Here is a 20,576-nt window from a genome sequence, read left to right as displayed (position 1 = left end):
ATGGGTAGCAGTGTATGGCATTGCCCTTGCATTCAGTGATATTAAACGTATAAAAATTTAAAAAGAAAGCTAATAATCAATAAGCTTTAAAAGCTCTATTACGCACAGCTAAAATATGGATGGATATATGCCCCTTGAAGCAGGCGACCTCGTTGACTCGCCTTATGGAATTGGCAGACTTATTCGCATTAACCATGATGATGCGCTTATTCAGTATTTTGACTCTCCCGTAAATTATGAAGGTATAGAGCAAACTGTCGACGTAAAATATCTTAAAAAAGCCGAACTTTATACGGAGAGTCTGGTTTATCACTATGACTACGAACTTGCCCGCTGGCAGATTGCTCGTGTTATTGGAGTTGTCCCCGGTGGTGTACGTCTGCATTTTCCTAATAAACAGCAGGAAGATGTCATCATAAATGACATCTTTGTACGCTGGGATCGCCCCATCAGTGATGCTGCGGCCCTCCTGGCCGAGCGCATTACTTATACTCCCTTTTGGCAGGACGCGCGCTTGGCTTATCAGCATCAGATGCTGAAACAGCGAAACGCATGCGCTGGGATTACCTCTGCTCTGTCGTCCAGTATTGAACTTGAACCTTACCAGTTAGCAGTTGCACGCCGGGTGTTATCTGATCCCATTCAACGTTATTTGTTGGCTGATGAAGTCGGCCTCGGAAAAACCATCGAAGCTGGGCTGATCGTGCGTCAACACGTCACGGAAAATCAGTTCACCCACTGCGTGGTGATTGTGGCGCCCGGAGTTCTGCACCGCCAGTGGCAGCAGGAACTTTCTGCACGTTTTCACCTGGAGGAACTGCTTAATAAGTCGATCCATATCATTGATATGGCCGCCTTCAGCACAGAGGACCTCCTGCCGTTCCGCCCCGATATGCTGGTGATTGACGAAGCTCATCAGGTCGGTGCCTGGGCATGGGATGCAGAGCACGAGCAGCGCTACGCTAGTGTGAACTACTTGGCGCAGCAAAGTGAAAAATTGCTGTTGCTATCAGCGACGCCCGTAACTGGCAATGAAAAGAACTTCCTGGCCATGCTGCATCTGCTGGATGCTAAAAATTACCCACTGACTGACACTGGCTTACAGAAATTTCAGCAGCGTATCCAGCAGCGCGAAGAAATAGGTTCACTGTTCTACGCGTTTAACTGTGATAACGACAACATGACGCTGGAAGAGAACCTGGAAGCGTTGACCAGGTTGTTTCCTGAGGATGAAGTACTAAACGGGATGGCTTCACAGTTGCTTCCCCATTTAGATATGATGCAACCGCTGCGGAGTGAGGCGCGTGATCTGCTGATCAATAAAATCCGCCACTACATTGGTAACCGTTACCGCCTGCACCACCGGCTGCTACGCAACCGCCGCAGCAATCCCGCCATTAGTGTCCTGATGCCTGGTTTGTCCGGTCTATCACTAAAAAAATACACCACGGCGAACGCCAGCAACGACATGATGATCGCCTGGCGCGAATCGGCAATAATGATGCACCCACAAGACCCGACGCTGGCGGCAATTTATCAGTTACTGTTTGAAGCCGCTATCGCTACGCCGGAACTGCTGGCCCGGCTTGCAAACTGTCGCTTACAGCAGGAGTCACCTGGTGCCGCGCAGGGCTTTCTCTATAGTGATTCACAGCTCGCGCTGTTGCAGCATCCGCTGTTTGATGGCGAGAAGGAGATCCTGCTTGAGTTGATAGACCGCTGCAAAATGGAGTGTGACAGCAAGCGCCAGCGCTTAATTGAAGTATTGGAAAAACTTCTGGATAGTAACGTCAGAGAACTCCCTTATATTGTGGTGTTCTGTGACCAGCCATGGGTAGCCGACCAGGTATTTACCGACCTGATGATACCATTTATTGGCAAAATCCAGCGCCATAACCCCGACAAAGAAGTGCGCTTTGGCAAGGGAAGCAAATGCCAGATCTTAGTGTGCGATCGCCGGGCTGAAGAAGGTGTCAATCTGCACGGCGGGCGCAAGATAGCGCTGCATTACGACTTGTTGCTGTCGCCTAACCGTATGGAACAGCGTCTTGGCCGCTTGAATCGCTACTGCGCGACTGAGAGTGCGACTACTATCCTCAGCATGGCGCTGGTGAGTGAAGCAGAGGGGCTGCAAAATCAGTGGCTGACTATTCTCAATGAAGTGTTCGATGTCTTCGAAGAGTCGATTGCAAGCCTGCAATACCTGATTGATGAGGAATTACAGCGGCTTATTTCCAATCTTTACCCTCTGGGTGAAGAGAGCATGATGCAACTCAGCGCGCGTCTGGCTGGTGAAGATGGCCGCCTTACGGTGGAAAAGCAGCGAATCGAAATGCAGGAAGTCCTGCTGCAAATTGATGGCGATATAATCGAAGCCAGAGAGTATGCCGATGCACTGGCAGATATCGATGAGTATGAAGAGGAATTTCGCCGCTGCGCTCGTAATCTGATAGGTAAGGTACTGAAATTCGATTTTATTCCAGATGAGAAAGATCCAGCGATATTCAGCTATCGCTTCAACCCTGGTGAGCGAGGGACGGGCACCTTAGTCAGCCCACAGCGCCTACAAAAACACTGTCTGCTGGGCTTTGATCTCAACCAATCTAGCGGAAGTTCGCCCATGACTTGGCCGCTTAGCTACTACCGGGCTGATACCTCTCAGGGTAAAATCCGCCCGGCTCGCTTGGGAGAACCTTTCCATGATGCCATCCTACAAATGCTGGATTTTGAAGAACGCGGTGTTGCCAGCGCGGTTATCCGCATCACACCCGGCATGGGCGATGAGAATATTTTTTTCCGCTACGATTTTCTGATTGAAGCTGAAGTCAATACACCAGCACTGCAACGGCTGGCCGACCATCTGATGCCGCCTGAAACCATTATCTTGTGGCTGGACCAGGCTGGCGAGCTGGTCACCAACGCAGAGGTGTTGATGATACTTAATGAAGACTATAAACCGAAGGATAAGGGCGGACGCCACCTAAATCTCAATGAGGAACGCTGGGCGCAGATTTCCCATTGCATCAGCGCTAAAGAGTGGCGCACCTGGTGTAACGATAGCTATAGCATAGCCCAGCGACTGGCGGTGGAACAGTTCGCCACACAACAGGCTCTCAGCTTGAGCCGACTGGAGCATTATCTAAGCAGCGCCGTGCTGCATCATGCTAACCAGCAGGAGACGGGGCAGACGCTGCGCCAGGGTATTGCACAGCCGAAAATGACCTGCCTGGCGACGCGTGCCTTAATCATTGCATCAGAAGCCATATTGGATGAGGACTCACAAATCGGATGAATCTGGCACAACTTATTGATAATGATGGTATTTCATCAAGATTGAGGGAGTGCCTGTTGCCGGAGGCGACCGCCGGGCGCCTCGACCGCCGGGCGTTGATCCGTGACTGGCTGTACCGGGAAAAATATGCCCACCACAACGATAACGAACTGACCGTCCCTGATGACAGCCATCCTGGCTGGCCAAGACAGGAGGAGTGGGAAGCCAGCGGTATTAACTGTCAACGACTAGGTCAGACCTTTCTGCTCAGCGCTGGCCCTGCTTGGTGTCCGCAGTGGCTGGAGCAGGGAAACGGCATGCCTTTTCTCGCCAGCGATCAGCACCAACTCTGCCGCCAGGACACTCGAGTACCGATGGACTATGTCCTGCGCCGTTACTTCAAGAAGGACAGCTATATCAGCTATCAGGCACCGGGCCAGCGCGATGCGGTACGCCGGGCTCTGTTCGCCCCATCGGGCAGTACGTTGTTGGTCAATTTGCCCACTGGCACCGGGAAAACACTGGTAGCGCAAGCATTAGCTCTGACAGCCCCAACTCCCGGGGCACTTTGTGTACTGATTGCCCCGACCACAGCGCTAGTTTTTGAACTGGCTCGCCGTTTCCGGAAGTTGCTGATTGAAGCAGGGAAAAAAGCAGAATCGGTCACCGGCTGGTATAGCGGCTTACCGGCGCAGGATAAATACGATACGTACATGCGTATCCGTGTGGGTGAGCAGCGGCTGATCGTCACCTCTCCTGAAGCGACCTGCAGTTCCCTGCAGTTCGCCTTATTTGAAGCAGCAAAACAGGGAGGGCTGCGCCATGTTATTGTTGATGAAGCGCATATTGTCGCCAGCTGGGGCAACGGCTTTCGCCCGCATTTCCAGCAACTTGGTGGCTTAATCCGCGGGCTGAAGCGCATCAGTCGTGAAGCGAATCTTACGCCGTGCTCAACACTGCTGATGAGCGCGACTATCACCGAAGCCAGCCGTAAAATCCTGCGCGATACCTTCGATCAGGAGATGAGCGAAGTCCATGCCAGCCATCTGCGCCCGGAACCAGCTTACTGGTGTTATCGGGCAAAAGACCACAGCGACAAATGGGATAAGGTGCTGCAATCGCTGGCTCATGCGCCACGCCCGCTGATCCTCTACGTGACGCGACCGAAAGAAGCTGAAGAGTGGGCGCAACAGTTGCGTTTGCAGGGGTATCAGCGTTTGGCAACATTTACCGGTGATACGCCGAATGACGTACGCCGAAGCCTGCTGGAAAAATGGGATAAAAACCAGCTGGATATCATGATTGCGACCTCGGCATTTGGCGTAGGTATGGATAAAAACGACGTGCGCACAGTGATCCATGCCACAGTGCCGGAAAACATGGACCGCTTCTACCAGGAAGTGGGACGTGGTGGACGCGATGGCTATGCCTGCACCTCACTGCTAATTTACAATCATCAGGATGTCAAACAGGCAGAACATCTGTCCTCACAAAGGTTGATTGGTCTTGAGTTGGGCCTGGAACGCTGGAAAAGTCTATGGGACAGTGCCGAATTGGTGGGCGATAACCTGTATCGTATTGATATAGAGAGGATCCATAGCGGCCTTAATTTCCGCAGCAAACAAAATAAATTATGGAACCTGCGTACCGTACTGATGATGGTGCGTGCAGGAGTGCTGGAACTGGATACCGACCTACAAAACCCGCCTGACAAAAAAGACTTTGCCAATGTTAATCGCTACGAAGCTGCAAAAGAGCAAATCATCCGACAGAACGGAAACTCACTGGTAGTACGCATCCTGAGCAGTCACCACACCGGAGAAGAATTGTGGAAAACACGTATTATCCCCTCCCGTGAAGAGACGCTGCAAGCTGCAAGGTCTAACCATAATGCATTAATCAACTGGCTGCATACGCCACTGAGCAGACCGCTGTGCGAGGTACTTGTGGATCTCTACTCCATGGCGGAATTTATTCCGGGTCACGCCTGTGGTGGTTGCCCTGCCTGTCGCGATAATCAGGCGCTTACTAGTAATTATCTGAGCCCACCGCCGCTGTTGCTTAACCCGCCAGCGTCGGTGGCACAGCAGGCGTTGAGCCGCTGGCAGGCGCTCAGCGGCCTATCTTACTCCAGTTGCTTTATCACCTATCCGCCAGTTAACGACGATGAGTGGGAACGTGAGAACTGGTATCACCGCGTCGCGACGCTACTGGTGCAACTGCATCATAGAGGCATTGTCCAGCGCGTCTGGGCAGATCCTGCCTTGTTGCATAGTATATTTAGCGCCATTCCGCGCGGCGAGCGCCTGATCTTGTTGAGTGACGAATTGCCTGCACGTGATGAGCCTGCGCCGGATAACGATGTAATGGCCGAGTTGGCAGAGTTGGTACTTCCCACGCAAGAGTCCTGCGCCAACGGTTATCTGCCGCCGTTAAACCCAGCACCATTACAACTGACGCTGATCCCGCATGATATGCCCTATCCTCACCATCCCGGCGGGGCGCATTACGTTCTTCTCGATAATCACAATTGGATCACCATCGAACAACTTCAAAGGAAACTAGACAGTGTCGATTATCAATAATGCCCATGGTGGCAGTCAGTATGCCGTGCTGGCCGCATTTTATCAGGTGCTGAAAGCCAGCCCGAAGAACCAACTACCGCGTGAAAAACTGATAGCGCTCTGTGCACCGGAAACATTGCAAACCGGCGACTCACAAAATGCACGTGGTAAAGCGCCTCAGGAATTAAGAGCATGGCTGGACTTGGGGTTACTGATGGAAGAAAAAGTAGAAGAGACAACACAAATCAGTTTCAACGCGAACTATTTCAGCACAAAAAGTATGCCGCTGCGCCAGGCTGCACGCCGCTGTTTACAGGCTCAGGAAAATAACAGTGACCTGAGCTCACGCGATGAACGCGCCGTCGACCTTACCCTTTTGGCTGCGTTGCTGCTGGCGCTGGATGTCTATCAGAACACAGAAATCAAATCGGGCAACCTTGAAGTGCTGGTGAACACGTTTATACCTGATTTTCGTATCAACAGTAATGAGATTGCTGTCGTTCCGGGTTATCTCAGTTGGCTGGGCTTTGCTCAACAACTCACTCGCGACAGTTACGCCATTGACCCCACCGATTCTATTCGTGAAGAGTTACCGTTCCTTATGCGTGTTGGCGAACAGCTTTCCATCGGCGAAGTGCTGCAACGTCTTAATCGGGCGCTCCCGGTGCTAGATGGTGGCAGTTATCGCCAGCAGGTCGAGGAGCGTATCAGTCTGCATGGCTGGCACTCTCTTAGCCCTAACCGCCTTTCCACCTCGCTGTCGCGTGCGCTGCTGCGGCTTCAGCTTTCCGGAGTAATCAACATGAAGGCTGAGTCTGACGCCAGCGGCGCAATGCAGTTAACCGGCCGGAACGGCAGTGTGCTGCGTACCGTAACCCATCTGACCTTAAATGATGCGGGAGTCCACTAATGCCACAACTACAGAGCTACTGGCCCAGCGAGCAGAACGTTACTGCCTGCATCCTAACCGAGGCTGAGTCACTGGCCGACAGCCAGTTGCTGGCGGTGCATGAACCGATGCGTCTCGACCGCATTGAGTTTCAAAGTGGTAAGGTCACGCAGGTAGGAGAGGGGGCGCTGCTGGACTTTCTGCTTGAACATAACCGCCCGCTGCCGCTAATTGGCGCTTCTGGCGTGGGGAAATCCCACCTGGTACGCTGGGTTCATGCTCAGCTCAAACGCCGTGAAGATCATGCGAAATACCACATTATCCGCATCCCAAAAAATGCTTCTCTGCCACGTGTACTCACCGCCATTCTAGAAGGTCTTGAAGGCGAGGAGTATCAGAGTATTCGTGAAAAGGTTAACGGAGTTGGAAAGCAATTAATCCCCGAAAACGTCGCCGAACATATTGCTCTTAAATTGCGTCAAGCGCTAAACGCAGCATATACAGATGCCATTGAAGAGCTTCGCCAAGAGAAAATGGGAAAAATTCAGCTGGAAGAAAGCAGAAAAAAGCAGCTGGAAGAAATCCAACAACACGCAGCATCATCCCGACTGCCCGCGCTGTTTTTTGACAGCGTGATGACGCAGTATTTCACTGCTCATGGCGCCTGTCTTCACAATATTGCGCAGCGCTTCTGCCAGGGAGCTAACGACGACAGTATTGCCAACTTGCGGTATGAAATGTCTGCGGAAGACTTCACCTTCAATGGACTGGACTTCAGGCAGGTTTCACCAACAGTGCTTCCCTACCTGCGCAATCAACAGTTGCTTACCAGTGATGAAAAAAAGCAAGCAGCAGCTCGCGTTGTCAACGTGGTGCGCAGCCAAGCGTTAGAAGACACCTTCGTCGAACTGTTTAGCTTTAACCGGGCCAATTTCCAGGATCTGATGCGTATGATCCGCCGACAGTTGCTGGCAGAAGGTCGCGACCTGATCCTTCTTGTGGAAGATCTTACCGCCACCTCGGCGATTGAAGATGTCCTGATCGCCTGTCTGATAGAGGAAGATGAGTACGACGGCAAAAAGGTTTTATGTACTCTGAGATCGATTATTGCGGTTACTGAGGGTCACGACAGCTTTAAGCGCCTACGTAATACGCTAGGCACCCGCGCCCGCTACGAATGGGTGATCCAGCAGCATGCCAGCGAAAACGATGTCGCGCTGAAAAAACGCGTTATTGACTTTTGCGGCCGCTATCTCAACGCTGCCCGTCACGGCGCTGCTGCGCTGGAAACTTATCACCACCAGCAGGACGCGCAGTGTTATCAGGAGATTCCGGTATGGCAGGATCAGGAGGTGCTGGAGAACGAATCTGCTGCGCCAGCGCTGGCCAGTTTTGGCAGCAGTAGCATTGGTCATCCGCTGTTTCCCTTCAACCCAGCAGCCATTGGGCAGTTGGTAGAACGACACTGCAAAGTTAAAGAGCAAGGCCTGGTATTTATCCCGCGTAATATTTTGCATGAAATTTTGCGCGAGCCACTGAAAAAGTATCGCCAGAGTTATCTTGACGAGCAGTTCCCGCCGTCACAATTTGCTGAGATTGTATGCAACTCGGCATTACAGCAGCGGGTACGCCTGGAAAGCCTCAGCCAGCCTGAGCGGATTAATTCACTGCTGGCTGTTTGGGGGGGAAATAGTACAAACCTGGCAGGTCTGACGCCCGCCATCTGTAAAGAGTTTGGTCTGCCGGAGTCGGTAGTACTGTTGGGTGGCGGTCCACCGCCACCGAAACCGAAACCGGAACCAGAACCAGAACCAGTACCGGAACCACCATCACCACTTGATGAATGGAAACTCGTGCTGGATAAATGGCACCAGAGCAAGACGCTCGAGCAAACCAGAGCCCGCGACATTCGTAAGTGGCTCTTGGAAGCGCTGAATGCCCGTATCGACTGGTCAACTGAGCTGATCCAGACCTCTCTCATGGCCAGTTCAGCAAAAACTCAGGGTAGGATCCACTTGCCCGGCGTGCTTGTGGGGAATCAGTCACATCCGCTGGTGAAGCTTGAAGATACTCCCGAGTTACGTAGCGCCTGTCTGGCGATGGCGCACTTCAACCATTATCAGAGTTGGGATTATGACGGCAGTGAGATCGACTACGCCGCCTTTCATAGTTTTATGGATCGCATTGAGCACGAAGTAAAACTCAAGGTGCTGCAGGAAGAACGCGAGGAGCTTTCCAGTATCATCAAAGATCTGCAGTTAAGTGGTGCATTCCTCGGGCAGGATGGATTATCGGCATCCCACCCGGCCACGCTGGTGCAGGCACTGTTAACGGAACCGCAAGTCGCAAACAGCAACCATCCACTGCTGGATGAGTTCTTAACCCAGGCGCGCGATACCGTGATTGATGAGCATCAGAAACGTCGCGAGCGTTTAATCGCGCTTACGGCGGCGAAAAAACCGGGTGCTCAGCCGTATGCTATTAACGGCTTAATGCTGGTGGAGGCGTCTAAGAAACAACCGCCAGACGCTGGCAAACAACCGGGCAAGATCCATGAAGTCAAAAGTAAGCTCGGTGGCTACCGCACCCTGCTATTGAAGACCCAAGAGAGCATCACTGAACGCCTGAGCGACGGCAACAGCGCCAGCCTGGCAGCGGTGAACCTCTGCGACATCATGAAGGAGATAGTCGAACTGGCGAATAGCGCGGACGTCGCCCGTCCAGTGGGTGAAACTGTACCGGTACTGCTGAAGTTGCTGAAGAGCTGGAAAGATCCAGAGCTGAAAAAACTGATCAGACAACTGGAAAAACTGACGTTGCCAGCCGATAACTCGCACATGTTGATGAGAGAACTCCTTGCCATCAATGGCGAGCAGTTTGAGGCGTTTCAACAGTTATTAGAGACTTGGGGCAAGTTCGAAGACGCCACCGACAAGTATGTGCAACAGCGTATAAGCGATAAGGGCGGAGACCAGATTGAGGATGCAGAAAACCAAGTTACAGATACCTTGGCAAACCTGGCTGAACAGTTAACGCTGCTGGAGGCGGACTTATCATGAGTGAAGTAAGCATCAGTGAAGTGGTAATCTCCAGCGCGTCGGAAGAGATTAGCGTTTTTGCACGGCGCAGCGGCGAATTTAAAACGCGCCTTGAGCGCCATCAGCAACTGGAAAAGGCTCAGGAGATACGCAATCGTCTGCTGCAGGTGGCGCAAAAAATCGATGCCCCGGCGAAAAAACTGGCGCAGATCCTCACGAGCTATCTGCTGCTACGACAGGTTTGCGATAGTGAGAGCGGTAATCCAATTGTTGGCCTGTTTGACCGCGAAACATTTGGCAATCCGCAGGCCCTGCTGGCGGCCTTTCTTCAGCAGTATGGGGCGCGTACATACGATGTTGCTCAAGCCCAGGAGTTTGGTCTGCTAGTTCTGGAAATTGAGCGCTTAGCCAGTACTCTCAATGAACATACCAGCACTGCGTGGCGTGAATACATCCGTACGTTAAAAGCGCAGTGGGAAGTGGACCAGAGACTTTTCAGCAACCTTGCTCATCAGGAAGGACAACGAAAAGTACAACAGCACTACTGTGACCTTGTCGCTCAGTTCACCAACAGTAGTCGTGGGCTGCCAAAAACTGCTGACGAAGTTGAGGCCATAATCGACCTGCATGAGCAACTTTGCCACCAGCGCGACGCGCTCAAGCTGAACGTGCCGGAAGAGGTCAATCTCTTCCTCAAAGCCGTATCCGGGCAAGGTGCCACGCTCGATATGTTGACGCCTAATGTACTCAGTTGGCTGGCTGAAGAAGACGACCCGACGCGCTATCGTATAAGACGCCTGTAAGGAGCCGTAGTTTCAATGGAACAGATTATTCGCGCAGTACTTGATGGGCTGGAGTCGCAGGAGGCGGTACTGCTCACTTGGGGTAACACACAAGGTTTTTTCACTGAGACCGAGTTCCGTAATACTATTTCTCAGGTCCTACAGAACCACCCGCTCGACGCCAACGGCCTAACTAGTTTTGGCATAGCGAAAGTCATGATCGATCGCGGATTGCTGCTGCGCCACCAGCAAAATGGCGTTTCGGTGTTTCGTACCCGCATGGCTGAGTCAGTGCGACTTTACAGCCAGTTGCGCCAGATGTTTCCTAAACACGGCCTTAATGATAACTGGCGTACCGCACCGACGTTGGTGTCCGACTATCGTTTCCTCCGCCGCCAGCGCAAATACCCGCTACGCAACATTCAGGCTGCTGAGGTTCTGCAGCAACTTGATGAAACTTCCGGTTTTACTCCTACGCACCACCAACTACTGTCGGCCCTGATAAGCCACTCGAGCGGAATGTACAGTCTGGCTCGCTTTCAGCAGGATGCCTGCAAAAATGTACTGCGCGGGGTGCAGCAGAGCCAGCACCGCTCGACTGCTACCATTGTCTGCGCCGGAACCGGGACAGGTAAAACACTGGCGTTCTATTTGCCCGCACTGACCTTTATCGGCAGTGAACTGGTCGCCAAAAGAAAAGACGCGGTGAAGGCTCTGGCTATCTACCCGCGCAACGAACTGCTGAAAGATCAGTTTATTGAAACGCTGCGGCAGACGCGCAAATTGAACACTGAACTGGCAAAGAAAGGTGTGCGCAAAGTGCGTATCGCCGCACTGTTTGGTATGGTGCCAACTAATAAAGAGGCGATCCATCGCGACTACATGAAAGATGCCTGGTGCAGGCATCGCAATGGCATGGCCTGTCTGTACATTCCCTGTCCGACAGAGAGTTGTCGCGGTAAAATGGTCTGGCACACCGCCGATTATGACAAAAACCTTGAACGCCTGCATTGCGACGGTTGTAGCCAGACCATCGAGCCTGACGAAGTGATCCTGACGCGTAAGCGTATGAAAATCGAACTGCCTGACATTCTATTCACTAGCACCGAAATGCTGAATAAACAGATGGGCAACCCGTTTCTGGCATCGCTGTTTGGCATCGGCAAAAACGTCGTCCCGCCGTCGATGATGCTGCTTGATGAGGTGCATACCTATTCCGGCGTCAGCGGTGCACAGAACGGCATGCTGATCCGCCGCTGGCGGCATCTGTCCGGTGGCACACCGCACTTTGTTGGGCTGTCTGCAACGTTGGAGCAGGCGACGCGCTTTATGGCTTCGTTAACTGGGCTGGAAGAGTACCTAGTGGCAGAAGTTAGTCCGATTGAAGACGATATGGAGACAGAGGGCGCGGAGTACATGCTGGCTCTACGTGGCGACCCGGCGTCTCGCTCAAGCCTTTTGTCCACCACTATTCAGGCCTCCATGCTAACCAGACGTATGCTCGACAACGCCGCAGTGCCAGTCAGCAACGGTATGTACGGCACGCGCAGCTTTGTATTCACAGATGATATTGACGTCATTAACCGCCTCTATTTTCAGCTGCTAGATGCCGAGGGGCGTTACTCGAACGGCAATATCAATGCCAAAAAAGAACCGCTGGCGATGCTGCGCGGCGACGCTCCAAATGAAGAGAAATTTACCTTTGGTCAGCAGTGGCCGCTGGCCAAAATGATTGGCCATACGCTCGATTCCGCTGACCGGAGCAACGTTAAGCGCACCTCTTCGCAGGATGCTGGCGTCGACCATGCTGCGGATCTGATAGTCGCTACCGCGTCACTTGAGGTCGGATTTAACGACCCGAACGTCGGTGCCGTTATCCAGCATAAAGCCCCGCGCGATAACGCCCAATTCCTGCAGCGTAAAGGGCGTGCTGGACGTCAACGAACCATGCGCCCGTGGACCGTGGTTGTGCTGTCCGACTATGGTCGTGACCGCATGGCATTTCAGTGCTACGAAAACCTGTTTGAGCCGGTACTAAAGGCACGCCAACTGCCGGTCGGCAACAGCTACGTACTGCGTATGCAGGCGGCCTTTGCCACTATGGACTGGCTCTCCAGCCGTAACGAGTATCTTAATCAGTGGAATCGCGGTATCTGGGATGACCTATCCGTCCCGCAGGACAAAGGTAAGCCATCTGAAGCTCAGTCAAAGCTGGCCGATCTGATTGAAGGCCTTCTGAACAGCCAGAAAACCCAGCAGGAGTTTAACTCATGGTTGGCTGAAGCTCTGGGGATTAAGGACGAAAAACTGCTGCAGTCATTGCTGTGGCAACCACCGCGCGCGATTATGACCGCGTTTCTTCCTACGGTACTTAGAAGACTGCGCTCCAACTGGTCGCGCCTTGGCATTGAGCAGGCCGATAACTGCCGCAAAAGCACGCCGATGCCTGATTTTATACCGTCCGCGTTGTTTAACGACCTCTGTCTGCCGGAGTTACAGATTAACCTGCCAGGTGAAGTCGGTCAGGAACCCGATGCGCACAGCATGCCGATTTTGCAGGGGATGAAAGATTTCGCCCCGGGGCGTATTAGCAAGCGCTTTGCCATCAAAAGCATTCGCGAATGCCACTGGCTAGTGCCGAAAAAACTCGAGCTGAAAGATGGTTCGCATCCATTCCCGATTGATGATTACTGCCCGCCAGACAAACGGGAGTCCATGCCCGATTGTCACATTACCACTCGCACTGGCATGCAGGTTATCCCTTGCTTCCGCGCCTGGGAAGTGACTGCCAGCACGCCGCCAGATGACCTTAAACTGAGTGAAACCTCAAACGCGTTTCTTAACTGGCACAGCGAGATCCGTCCACCTCAGAACGGCATCCCTGCGGAAGTGCCATCCAACAATGTCTGGCAGAATATTTTCCAGCATGTGGAGTTTTACAGCCATCAGCAGCACTGTCCGATCGAAGCCGTGCGCTTTGCTACCGGATCACGTGCCAATATTAAATTCAGCGACCAGCGTGAAGACCTGCAGATTGACTTCAAATTTGAACACCAAGACGAACCCGCTGCGTTTGGCTTCTCACTATGGGTAGATGCGGTAAAATTCCAGTGTCGGCTACCTAATTTTGATTTCGCTAGCATCAGCAACAACCGTGAACTGGTGGCCGGATTGCGCACGGCGCGCTTCCTGTATGAGGTCAGCCACGACGAGGCCATCTGTGTTAATACTTTCCTCGGCGGTTGGCTGGCAGAAACTGTCCTGGCAGGTATTGGCAGCGAAGCAGTATTGAAAAACTGCACCCTGGAGCAGGCATTCCGCGCAATGGAACACAACAGCGCAGGGATCGCCTTGATTGACGTTCCTGCACGAATCTTCCAGACGTTGTATGATGCGCAGACCGGTAAAGAGATAGAGCAGGATCTACAGCAAAGCTTGCGTGAACTGTTGGCCCAGGCTCCGGTGATGGCAAGAATTGCCGACTGGGTGGAACTGCTGTGGCAACCGCTGGATAACACCTGGCTGGAGTGGTTTACCCTCAACTTCACCAACACGCTGGGTGCGGCGCTGCTGCAAACCGCTATGCAGTTGTGCCCGGATGCCGACGACAACGACCTAATCCTTGACCTCAACGGTGGGCCGGTGCGCACTGCGCTGCTCGCGCCTGACCAGCGCGAAATCTGGCTGTCGGAAACCACCGTGGGCGGTGGCGGCATCATTGAGAAGATCCAACAAATTTACCGTGAAGATCCGCGCAGTTTCTTCGAATTACTAGACTTTAACCTCAGTCCAGGCAACTACGAAACAATGGACAATAATGTCTGGCACCTGCTGCAAACCATGGTAAACCCGGCATCATCCCTGCCTGCGTGTATGAACGAAATGCGCCTTGCCAACAATCATGCCAGCCAGGTTCAGGCGCAGCGCAACTTGCTGGGAGAATTGCAGCGCAGCGGCTTTATGACCAGCCATAGCTTCCTGTCGGCGATCAACACCCGCCTATTACGGCCGGGGACCGATGCCAGCAGCGACGTCTTTTTACTACAACTGCAACAGGATTGGCGACAGCAGGAGCAGCGACTGGGCATTGAACTACCACAGCGTGTCTATGCCTTTACCTGTAGTCAGTCCAGCGCGCTTGACCAGCAACTACAACAAGCGAGCCAAGGGCAGCACAACTTGGAGAGTTGGCGTTTAAATACCTGTAATGGCCTACTGTGGCCACGCGGCCATACCATTCGTGATAGCTGGCTAACTTGGTACAACCCTTACAGCTTTGCCGGGCCAACCGAGCGCCTCCTGCTGGCCCATGTGGTGCAGCACAGTTGTGCTCAGGTGGAGCTCAGCCAACCAGACTGGATGCAGCAGTGTCACCAGCATCTGGAAAATAATGGCAAATGCGAGTTAGTGGCCGAACCGGGCAATGCAATAAATGAGGCCATCGCAACTCTATTAGTCACCCCAGTAGAAATGTATGGGTTGTTCTTCTACCCGCGCGTCAGTGCCCTGCGCCGCCACAACAATGACACCTTCGCCATGATTGAAATTCCGGAGGCGATCCAATGAATACCCGTCGTATCTTTAAATCCAGAACCTCACGCCAGAGTGAAGTTCTTGATGTACTCAGCTCCTTGTTGGTAGCGGAGATCGCTCAGCCCAGCGCGGAATTGTGGATTGTCTCGCCGTGGATCACCGACCTCGACCTGCTGGATAATCGCACCGGCCGTTTCGATTACCTCGAACCGGCCTGGGGACAGCGTCAGGTGCAGACCTCAGAACTGCTGGCGCGTGCGGTAGCCAACGGCGGTACGCTTAAAGTGATGACCAACGAAACCCAGCATAATGCACGCTTTATCCGCCAGTTAACCGAACGCGTCGCCAACTACGGCATGCTGGGTAACCTGTACATTGGCCAGAAAGAAGTGCTGCATACCAAAGGGTTCCTCGGAGATCATTTCTTCCTAAGCGGCTCAATGAATCTGACGATCGGCGGGATCGTGATCAATGATGAACAGATTAACTTGACCACAGACAAAACCGCCATCGTGCAGGCGTTGTTAGCATTTAACGACTTTTACCAACCGGCACAGGGAGGTGTGCAATGAACAGCGCTGATAGCGAACAGTTCCTGCGAACCTTTTTCCATAGAGAAAACAATATTATCTCTTGGGAAAAAATCGCGGGTGGCCTGCTAGAAGCATCAACCCAACAGCGGTTGACCCCCTGGCTTGACGATGTCCGCAACGGATGCTTCCCGGTGATCCTCCCAGTAAAGGGCAGCAACGATAAAGTCACTTGGTATGCAATGGCCGATGAGGAACGAGACTATGCGGAGTTGCGCGAGTTATTAAACGCGCACGTAGGCACCTCGTGGTCAGACTTTAACCGCCAGCGCACGATGCTGGATCCGAGCGACCCGGTGGAAAAAGCGTTGATAGACCACTATAGCGATAGAGTATATAAATTTAGCTCGCTTTCTCAGTCGAGGATCCCGGAGATTTTCAATGGCATAGAGCGCTTGCGCCAACAACTCGCCAGCCGCCCGAATCACCAGCTCATACTTCTGCGCCCGCGTGGCCGTATTCTGCGTGATGTCCGTGCCGCCTTGCGTCGTCGTGATGTGCCGCAGACTCGCCTCTATCTGCAGGAACTACGTGAAGCTGGTGGCATAGGCCATATTAACGAACTGTTTATCGAACTGCGCTGCATGGCTCTGGAAGGTGATGCCAAAAGCCTGCTAGATTCGACTCAGTTGCGACAGGTCTTGGATATGCCGCACCCGTTGGTGTTGGCTGAAGAAGTGATGACGGTCTTCTATCAGCAGTTTCTGCTGAAGTATGAGCAGTTGAGCGACCTCGCCGCCCAACTACAAGCATTTAATAATTTGCTGGTGAAGAACGTACCGCGCCTGTTCCAAGTGACGCAGGGTATCAACACACCATCGGCGATCAAAAATATCCTACTGTGGTTACTTTCTGACACACAAAGTGATCCGGCAAGACTGAGGGAACAGGCACAACAAGTGGTTGCCGGTATGAAGGGTGCAACAGACGATGACCGGCACTGGGTGGGCCAGTTGCTAGCATCTATCCCTCCAGTTGCTGTTCCAGTCATGTTACCGGCCACCATTGATGAGTTGCTCATTAGAACTGATGAACATCCCGAAAGCGTGTTGGAAGAAATACTGTTGTTGCCGATCAGCATGAGCACAGTCGCTATTGCTTTAAAATGCGCATGGATTGTGGGCAGTGTAGAAGCAGCAATTAGAACCATTAATTACTTTCAGAAGTTATCCGAACAGGAGCGAGAATCGCTACTGGCTAAACCTGCTTTCCAGCGTTACTACACATCACTAAAAGGGCCTTTACCTGCTACACGTGTTGCTGGACTCAATAACTGGCAGGAATGGCTACAGGAGGTGTTGGATAATCCACAGTGGCCAGGTGCAATCGAGGCCGTAGAACAGGCCAGCCACCAATGGTCCGCTGCCGCTTTCCAACCAGAAGCTTTCGTTGCGCTAATTGATAAAAGTGATAGCCGCACCAGCATGGTGATGCGGGATGCCATTCCGATATTGCTGGAGTGGTTGGATAACCATCAGGCCAGCGACTCATGGCAGTCAGTTCGTTTAGCGTTGTTGCAGCAATTGACGCTGGATGACAACAGCTCACGTGAAGATATCTTCATTGCCTGCGATCTGACTCGCGGATATTTAAGTGGCAATAGTACTGCGAAAGACTATTGTGAACTCGTAGAATACTTAAAGATGATGATCGAAAATTCCGGTACTTCTAGCGCGAGCGCTTGGCTGGATATGCTGGAACTGTTCCTGATTCATCCTACTGCTGATCAATCTGCTAGAGAACGCTTGTTCAATCTCGTGCTCGGTATGTTTTACACTAATCCTGCTCGTTACAGTACTCTGCAGTGGTGCTTGCTGGCGCAGTTTGCCGAAGAGTGCGGTCTGAGTTGTGATATCCCACCGCAGGTAGTCGAAGACGGTGATGATGGAGTAGAAACCTTTCGCACAGGAGCAACACTGAATGACAAGGTTGTAGGCATTTATACTCTGACTGACTCAGTGGCGCAGCGCGTAAAGCAGCAGTTGTTGGCTGAATATCCTCAAGCTGATATTCGCCTCAATAATGATAAAGGAGGATCGGTCATGCTGCGTTCACTGGCTAAAGAGGCTGATATCTTTGTCTTTGCTTGGCTGAGTTCCAAACACTCTGCTTATTACGCAATAAAAGAAGAACGCGGGGTAAAACCTTTACTACAGCCTTCTGGAAAAGGAAGTACTAGCATGCTCGATTGTATTCGTAATTATATTGAAGAGTCATAAAGTGATAATTAATTTTAGGTGGCGCGGGCACGCCACCTAGCAACTCATTTTTGGCTATTCGCCTCGGTAAATGCATCCAGCTGTGCACGTTTCTTTTACGACAACAGCACTCAGAATCGGCAATAGTGGCTTGATCTGGTTCCATATCCATTCGGCTAGCACTTCGCTAGTAGGATTATCAAGACCGGGAATGTCATTGAGATAGTAGTGATCAAGTCGGTCCAGAGTCGGTTTGAAAATTGCTTTCAGTTCGGCAAAATCCATAATCCAGCCGGTATCTTTATCGACCTTCCCAGTGATCTCAATGCGTACCACGAAAGAGTGCCCGTGCAAGCGGCCGCATTTGTGCCCATCAGGTACGTTAGGGAGTCGGTGGGCTGCTTCGAATGTAAAATCTTTATACAGAGTCGTTTTCATTGTTACCTCGTTTTTGTTATACAGTAACAATAAGATGCAGGGTTTCATAGCTTTTCCCAACTAACTTGTCCATTGGTCCATGAAAATTCACTTTTTGTCTCAGTAGTAAAAATCTGTTTTCATAGAAGGCGGCATTGATTACGCCCCTGAAGGGCGTACTAAAACGGTAATAAAGAAGCCCCTTGTATCTTGAAGTTTAGGTATAATTGACATGTAACAGGTTTGGCTAAGTTCATGTAGCTTGTTCGCCCCTGGGGTTTTTGAAGCCCGTCCCGAAACTGATAACACATGAATTGCGCCACTCATCAGAAACCCGAACAGATGTGCGACCTTATTTCGTATAAGCCAAGGAAGGGTAATAATGAGTCTGCCAAATCCTGTTTGTGTGGGTATTGATGTGTCCAAAGCCACACTGGATGTTGCCATTGGTACAGGAATCCCCTCGTTTACTGTCAGTAACGACCTCGACGGCTTTGATGCTATTATCGCTGAACTGAGAAAGCATAACGTTTCTCTGGTATGTATGGAGGCGACCGGTGGGCTGGAAGTGACTATTACCTGTTCGTTGCAGTCAGAGGGAAGTGATGTCGCTGTCGTGAACCCAAGGCAAGCAAGGGACTTTGCCCGAGCGATGGGGTATCTGGCGAAAACAGACCAGATGACGCCAGAATGTTATCTCAGTTAGTTGAAGTGATTGATCGGCACCCAGAGTGTGAGCGATTTATACGTGCTCAGCACGCTCTGGCTAAAGTGGAGCGATAATATGCGATAATGAAATGGACACCTCCCCATACTGGCTTCAGTGAACCATGCTGTAAGTGCAAACCAACAGCAAAATGAAGAGGTGTCCCATGGAACAAATTATCGGAATTGACCTGGCAAAGCGAGTTTTCCAGGTACATATCGTTTCTATACAGGGTGAAAAGAAAGCTAACAAAATGATCACCCGTGAAAAGCTGATGGCTTTTATTGCTCAGCAACCCTCGTCCAGAATTGTGATGGAAGCGTGTGGTAGCGCAAATTACTGGTCCCGTCAGTTTAAAACATTCGGACATGACGTCAGACAAATCAGTCCGCAGTACGTGTCGCCCTTCCGAATGGGAAATAAAAACGACAAAAATGACGCTACCGCTATCGTTGAGGCTGACAGTCGTCCGGGTATGCGCTATGTACCGGGAAAAAGCATTGAGCAGCAGGATATTCAGTGTCTGCACCGGGTTCGTCAGCGGCTGATGAAAAACAGAACGGCGCTGATTAATCAGATCAGGGGACTGAGTCTGGAATATGGTATCGCCATACCGGAAGCCGCCCATAAAGTCATGGCCTGCCTACCCGATTATCTGGAAGATGCGGAAAATGAACTCACCACGCTCAGCCGAGAACTATTCCAGGAGATGTTGCTGGAGCTTCAAGACTGCCAGCAACGAATTAAAACGCTGGATGTACGCTTGAAGCAGATGAGTGCACAAAACGAGGATACACGCCGGTTGGAGAATATTCCGGGTATCGGGTCACTGGGCGCATCGGCACTGACGATAGCTCTGGGCGACAGTAGGGATTTTACTAATGTTCGGCATTTTGCCAGTTATCTGGGATTAGTGCCCGGTGAGCACAGCAGCGGCGGTAAAACCAGACTTCTGGGAATAACCAAACGTGGTGATGGCTATCTGCGCGGCTTGCTGATTCATGGTGCCGCTCCGTGGTTTATCGTACGGTTAATCTTCCAGATGAACGGTGTAGTGCAATCCAGAGGTGGCTGAAGGGTATTATTGTTCGGAGCGGTGTGAATAAGGCCGTAGTGGCGCTGGCGAACAAGAATGCCAGGGTAGTCTGGGCTCTAGTGAACCAGAGAACAGATTATGTTGCCAGGTAACAGTATGATTTATAATAAGTCAAAAGTGTTGATGTACTGACAGGTAGAACCGACTCTCTGTAAACCTGACAAATAGCTGGGCCATAGCAGGCCATTGCGATAATGAGGCCAGAGAGTACGGATGTTCATCAGGGCTCACGAAGCCGGATATATGTGTGTGACTACTTTGTCAGAAAAAGATCTGCCCATGCTTGCACTAGGTCGGTGTCCATATAGCTATTTAGTTCTATTAGATTTAAATCTAAAGACAATAAGCCAGAGCCGAAATCAGTTGATGACCACACCATAGGACGTGGTTTTCAGTTATCAATAAAATGTTGCTTGGTAGGTTCATCCGATTAAGATCAATGACGGTGGACTTGGTTTCCTGTGCAGCATACTCTTAGATACTTTATTCATA

General features: G+C 51.7%; 9 protein-coding genes and 2 pseudogenes. 10 read left to right on the top strand and 1 reads right to left on the bottom strand.

What is annotated here, in order from left to right; translation table 11 throughout:
- The first annotated feature begins 127 nt into the window (after window positions 1-127).
- The 8 genes from dpdE to dpdD are packed head-to-tail and all read left to right on the top strand — an operon-like array spanning window position 128 to window position 17,886.
- The gene (dpdE, locus tag BJJ97_RS18835; protein ID WP_095994944.1) at window positions 128-3,292 is read left to right on the top strand and encodes a protein DpdE; all 3,165 of its coding nucleotides are present in this window, start codon (window positions 128-130) and stop codon (window positions 3,290-3,292) included.
- Window positions 3,289-5,856, top strand: coding sequence for a protein DpdF (gene dpdF, locus BJJ97_RS18830; RefSeq protein ID WP_095994943.1), 2,568 nt, complete (start codon window positions 3,289-3,291; stop codon window positions 5,854-5,856). Before dpdE ends, dpdF begins: the two co-directional genes overlap by 4 nt.
- Window positions 5,840-6,745: a protein DpdG gene (gene dpdG / locus BJJ97_RS18825; RefSeq protein WP_095994942.1), complete on the top strand. Its 906-nt coding sequence runs from the start codon at window positions 5,840-5,842 to the stop codon at window positions 6,743-6,745. The genes dpdF and dpdG overlap by 17 nt, the downstream gene beginning before the upstream one ends.
- Window positions 6,745-9,783, top strand: a complete 3,039-nt coding sequence (dpdH, locus tag BJJ97_RS18820; protein WP_095994941.1) for a protein DpdH — start codon at window positions 6,745-6,747, stop codon at window positions 9,781-9,783. Before dpdG ends, dpdH begins: the two co-directional genes overlap by 1 nt.
- Entirely contained in the window at window positions 9,780-10,565 is a 786-nt protein-coding gene (locus BJJ97_RS18815) for a hypothetical protein (RefSeq protein ID WP_095994940.1), read from the top strand. Before dpdH ends, BJJ97_RS18815 begins: the two co-directional genes overlap by 4 nt.
- Window positions 10,566-10,580: 15 nt before the next feature.
- Window positions 10,581-15,110, top strand: a complete 4,530-nt coding sequence (gene dpdJ / locus BJJ97_RS18810; protein WP_095994939.1) for a protein DpdJ — start codon at window positions 10,581-10,583, stop codon at window positions 15,108-15,110.
- A complete protein-coding gene (gene dpdK / locus BJJ97_RS18805; RefSeq protein ID WP_095994938.1) occupies window positions 15,107-15,649 on the top strand; it encodes a phospholipase D-like domain-containing protein DpdK in 543 nt (180 codons plus the stop codon). Before dpdJ ends, dpdK begins: the two co-directional genes overlap by 4 nt.
- Complete coding sequence (gene dpdD / locus BJJ97_RS18800) at window positions 15,646-17,886, top strand: protein DpdD (RefSeq protein ID WP_095994937.1); 2,241 nt, start codon at window positions 15,646-15,648, stop codon at window positions 17,884-17,886. The genes dpdK and dpdD overlap by 4 nt, the downstream gene beginning before the upstream one ends.
- Before the next feature lie 54 nt (window positions 17,887-17,940).
- Here the strand turns inward: dpdD and queD are convergent, their stop codons facing one another.
- Window positions 17,941-18,303 (bottom strand): 6-carboxytetrahydropterin synthase QueD, encoded by a 363-nt coding sequence (gene queD, locus BJJ97_RS18795; RefSeq protein WP_095995401.1) that lies wholly within the window; start codon window positions 18,301-18,303, stop codon window positions 17,941-17,943.
- A gap of 361 nt (window positions 18,304-18,664) precedes the next feature.
- Between queD and BJJ97_RS18790 the strand changes: the two are divergent.
- Both BJJ97_RS18790 and BJJ97_RS18785 read left to right on the top strand, forming a co-directional pair.
- A pseudogene (locus tag BJJ97_RS18790) lies at window positions 18,665-19,032 on the top strand (IS110 family transposase); the annotation flags it as partial.
- A 122-nt stretch (window positions 19,033-19,154) separates the two neighbouring features.
- Window positions 19,155-20,176 (top strand): annotated as a pseudogene (locus BJJ97_RS18785) (IS110 family RNA-guided transposase).
- Window positions 20,177-20,576: the final 400 nt, after the last annotated feature.

Source organism: Pectobacterium polaris, from assembly GCF_002307355.1.
Lineage (GTDB): Bacteria > Pseudomonadota > Gammaproteobacteria > Enterobacterales > Enterobacteriaceae > Pectobacterium > Pectobacterium polare.
This window is presented reverse-complemented; position numbering and strand designations above follow the sequence as displayed.

Bases quoted from the DNA above. Each gene is read 5' to 3' on its own strand.
- dpdE (WP_095994944.1), top strand. From the start codon at position 128: ATGCCCCTTGAAGCAGGCGACCTCGTTGACTCGCCTTATGGAATTGGC.
- dpdF (WP_095994943.1), top strand. From the start codon at position 3,289: ATGAATCTGGCACAACTTATTGATAATGATGGTATTTCATCAAGATTG.
- dpdH (WP_095994941.1), top strand. From the start codon at position 6,745: ATGCCACAACTACAGAGCTACTGGCCCAGCGAGCAGAACGTTACTGCC.
- BJJ97_RS18815 (WP_095994940.1), top strand. From the start codon at position 9,780: ATGAGTGAAGTAAGCATCAGTGAAGTGGTAATCTCCAGCGCGTCGGAA.
- dpdJ (WP_095994939.1), top strand. From the start codon at position 10,581: ATGGAACAGATTATTCGCGCAGTACTTGATGGGCTGGAGTCGCAGGAG.
- dpdK (WP_095994938.1), top strand. From the start codon at position 15,107: ATGAATACCCGTCGTATCTTTAAATCCAGAACCTCACGCCAGAGTGAA.
- dpdD (WP_095994937.1), top strand. From the start codon at position 15,646: ATGAACAGCGCTGATAGCGAACAGTTCCTGCGAACCTTTTTCCATAGA.
- queD (WP_095995401.1), bottom strand. From the start codon at position 18,303: ATGAAAACGACTCTGTATAAAGATTTTACATTCGAAGCAGCCCACCGA.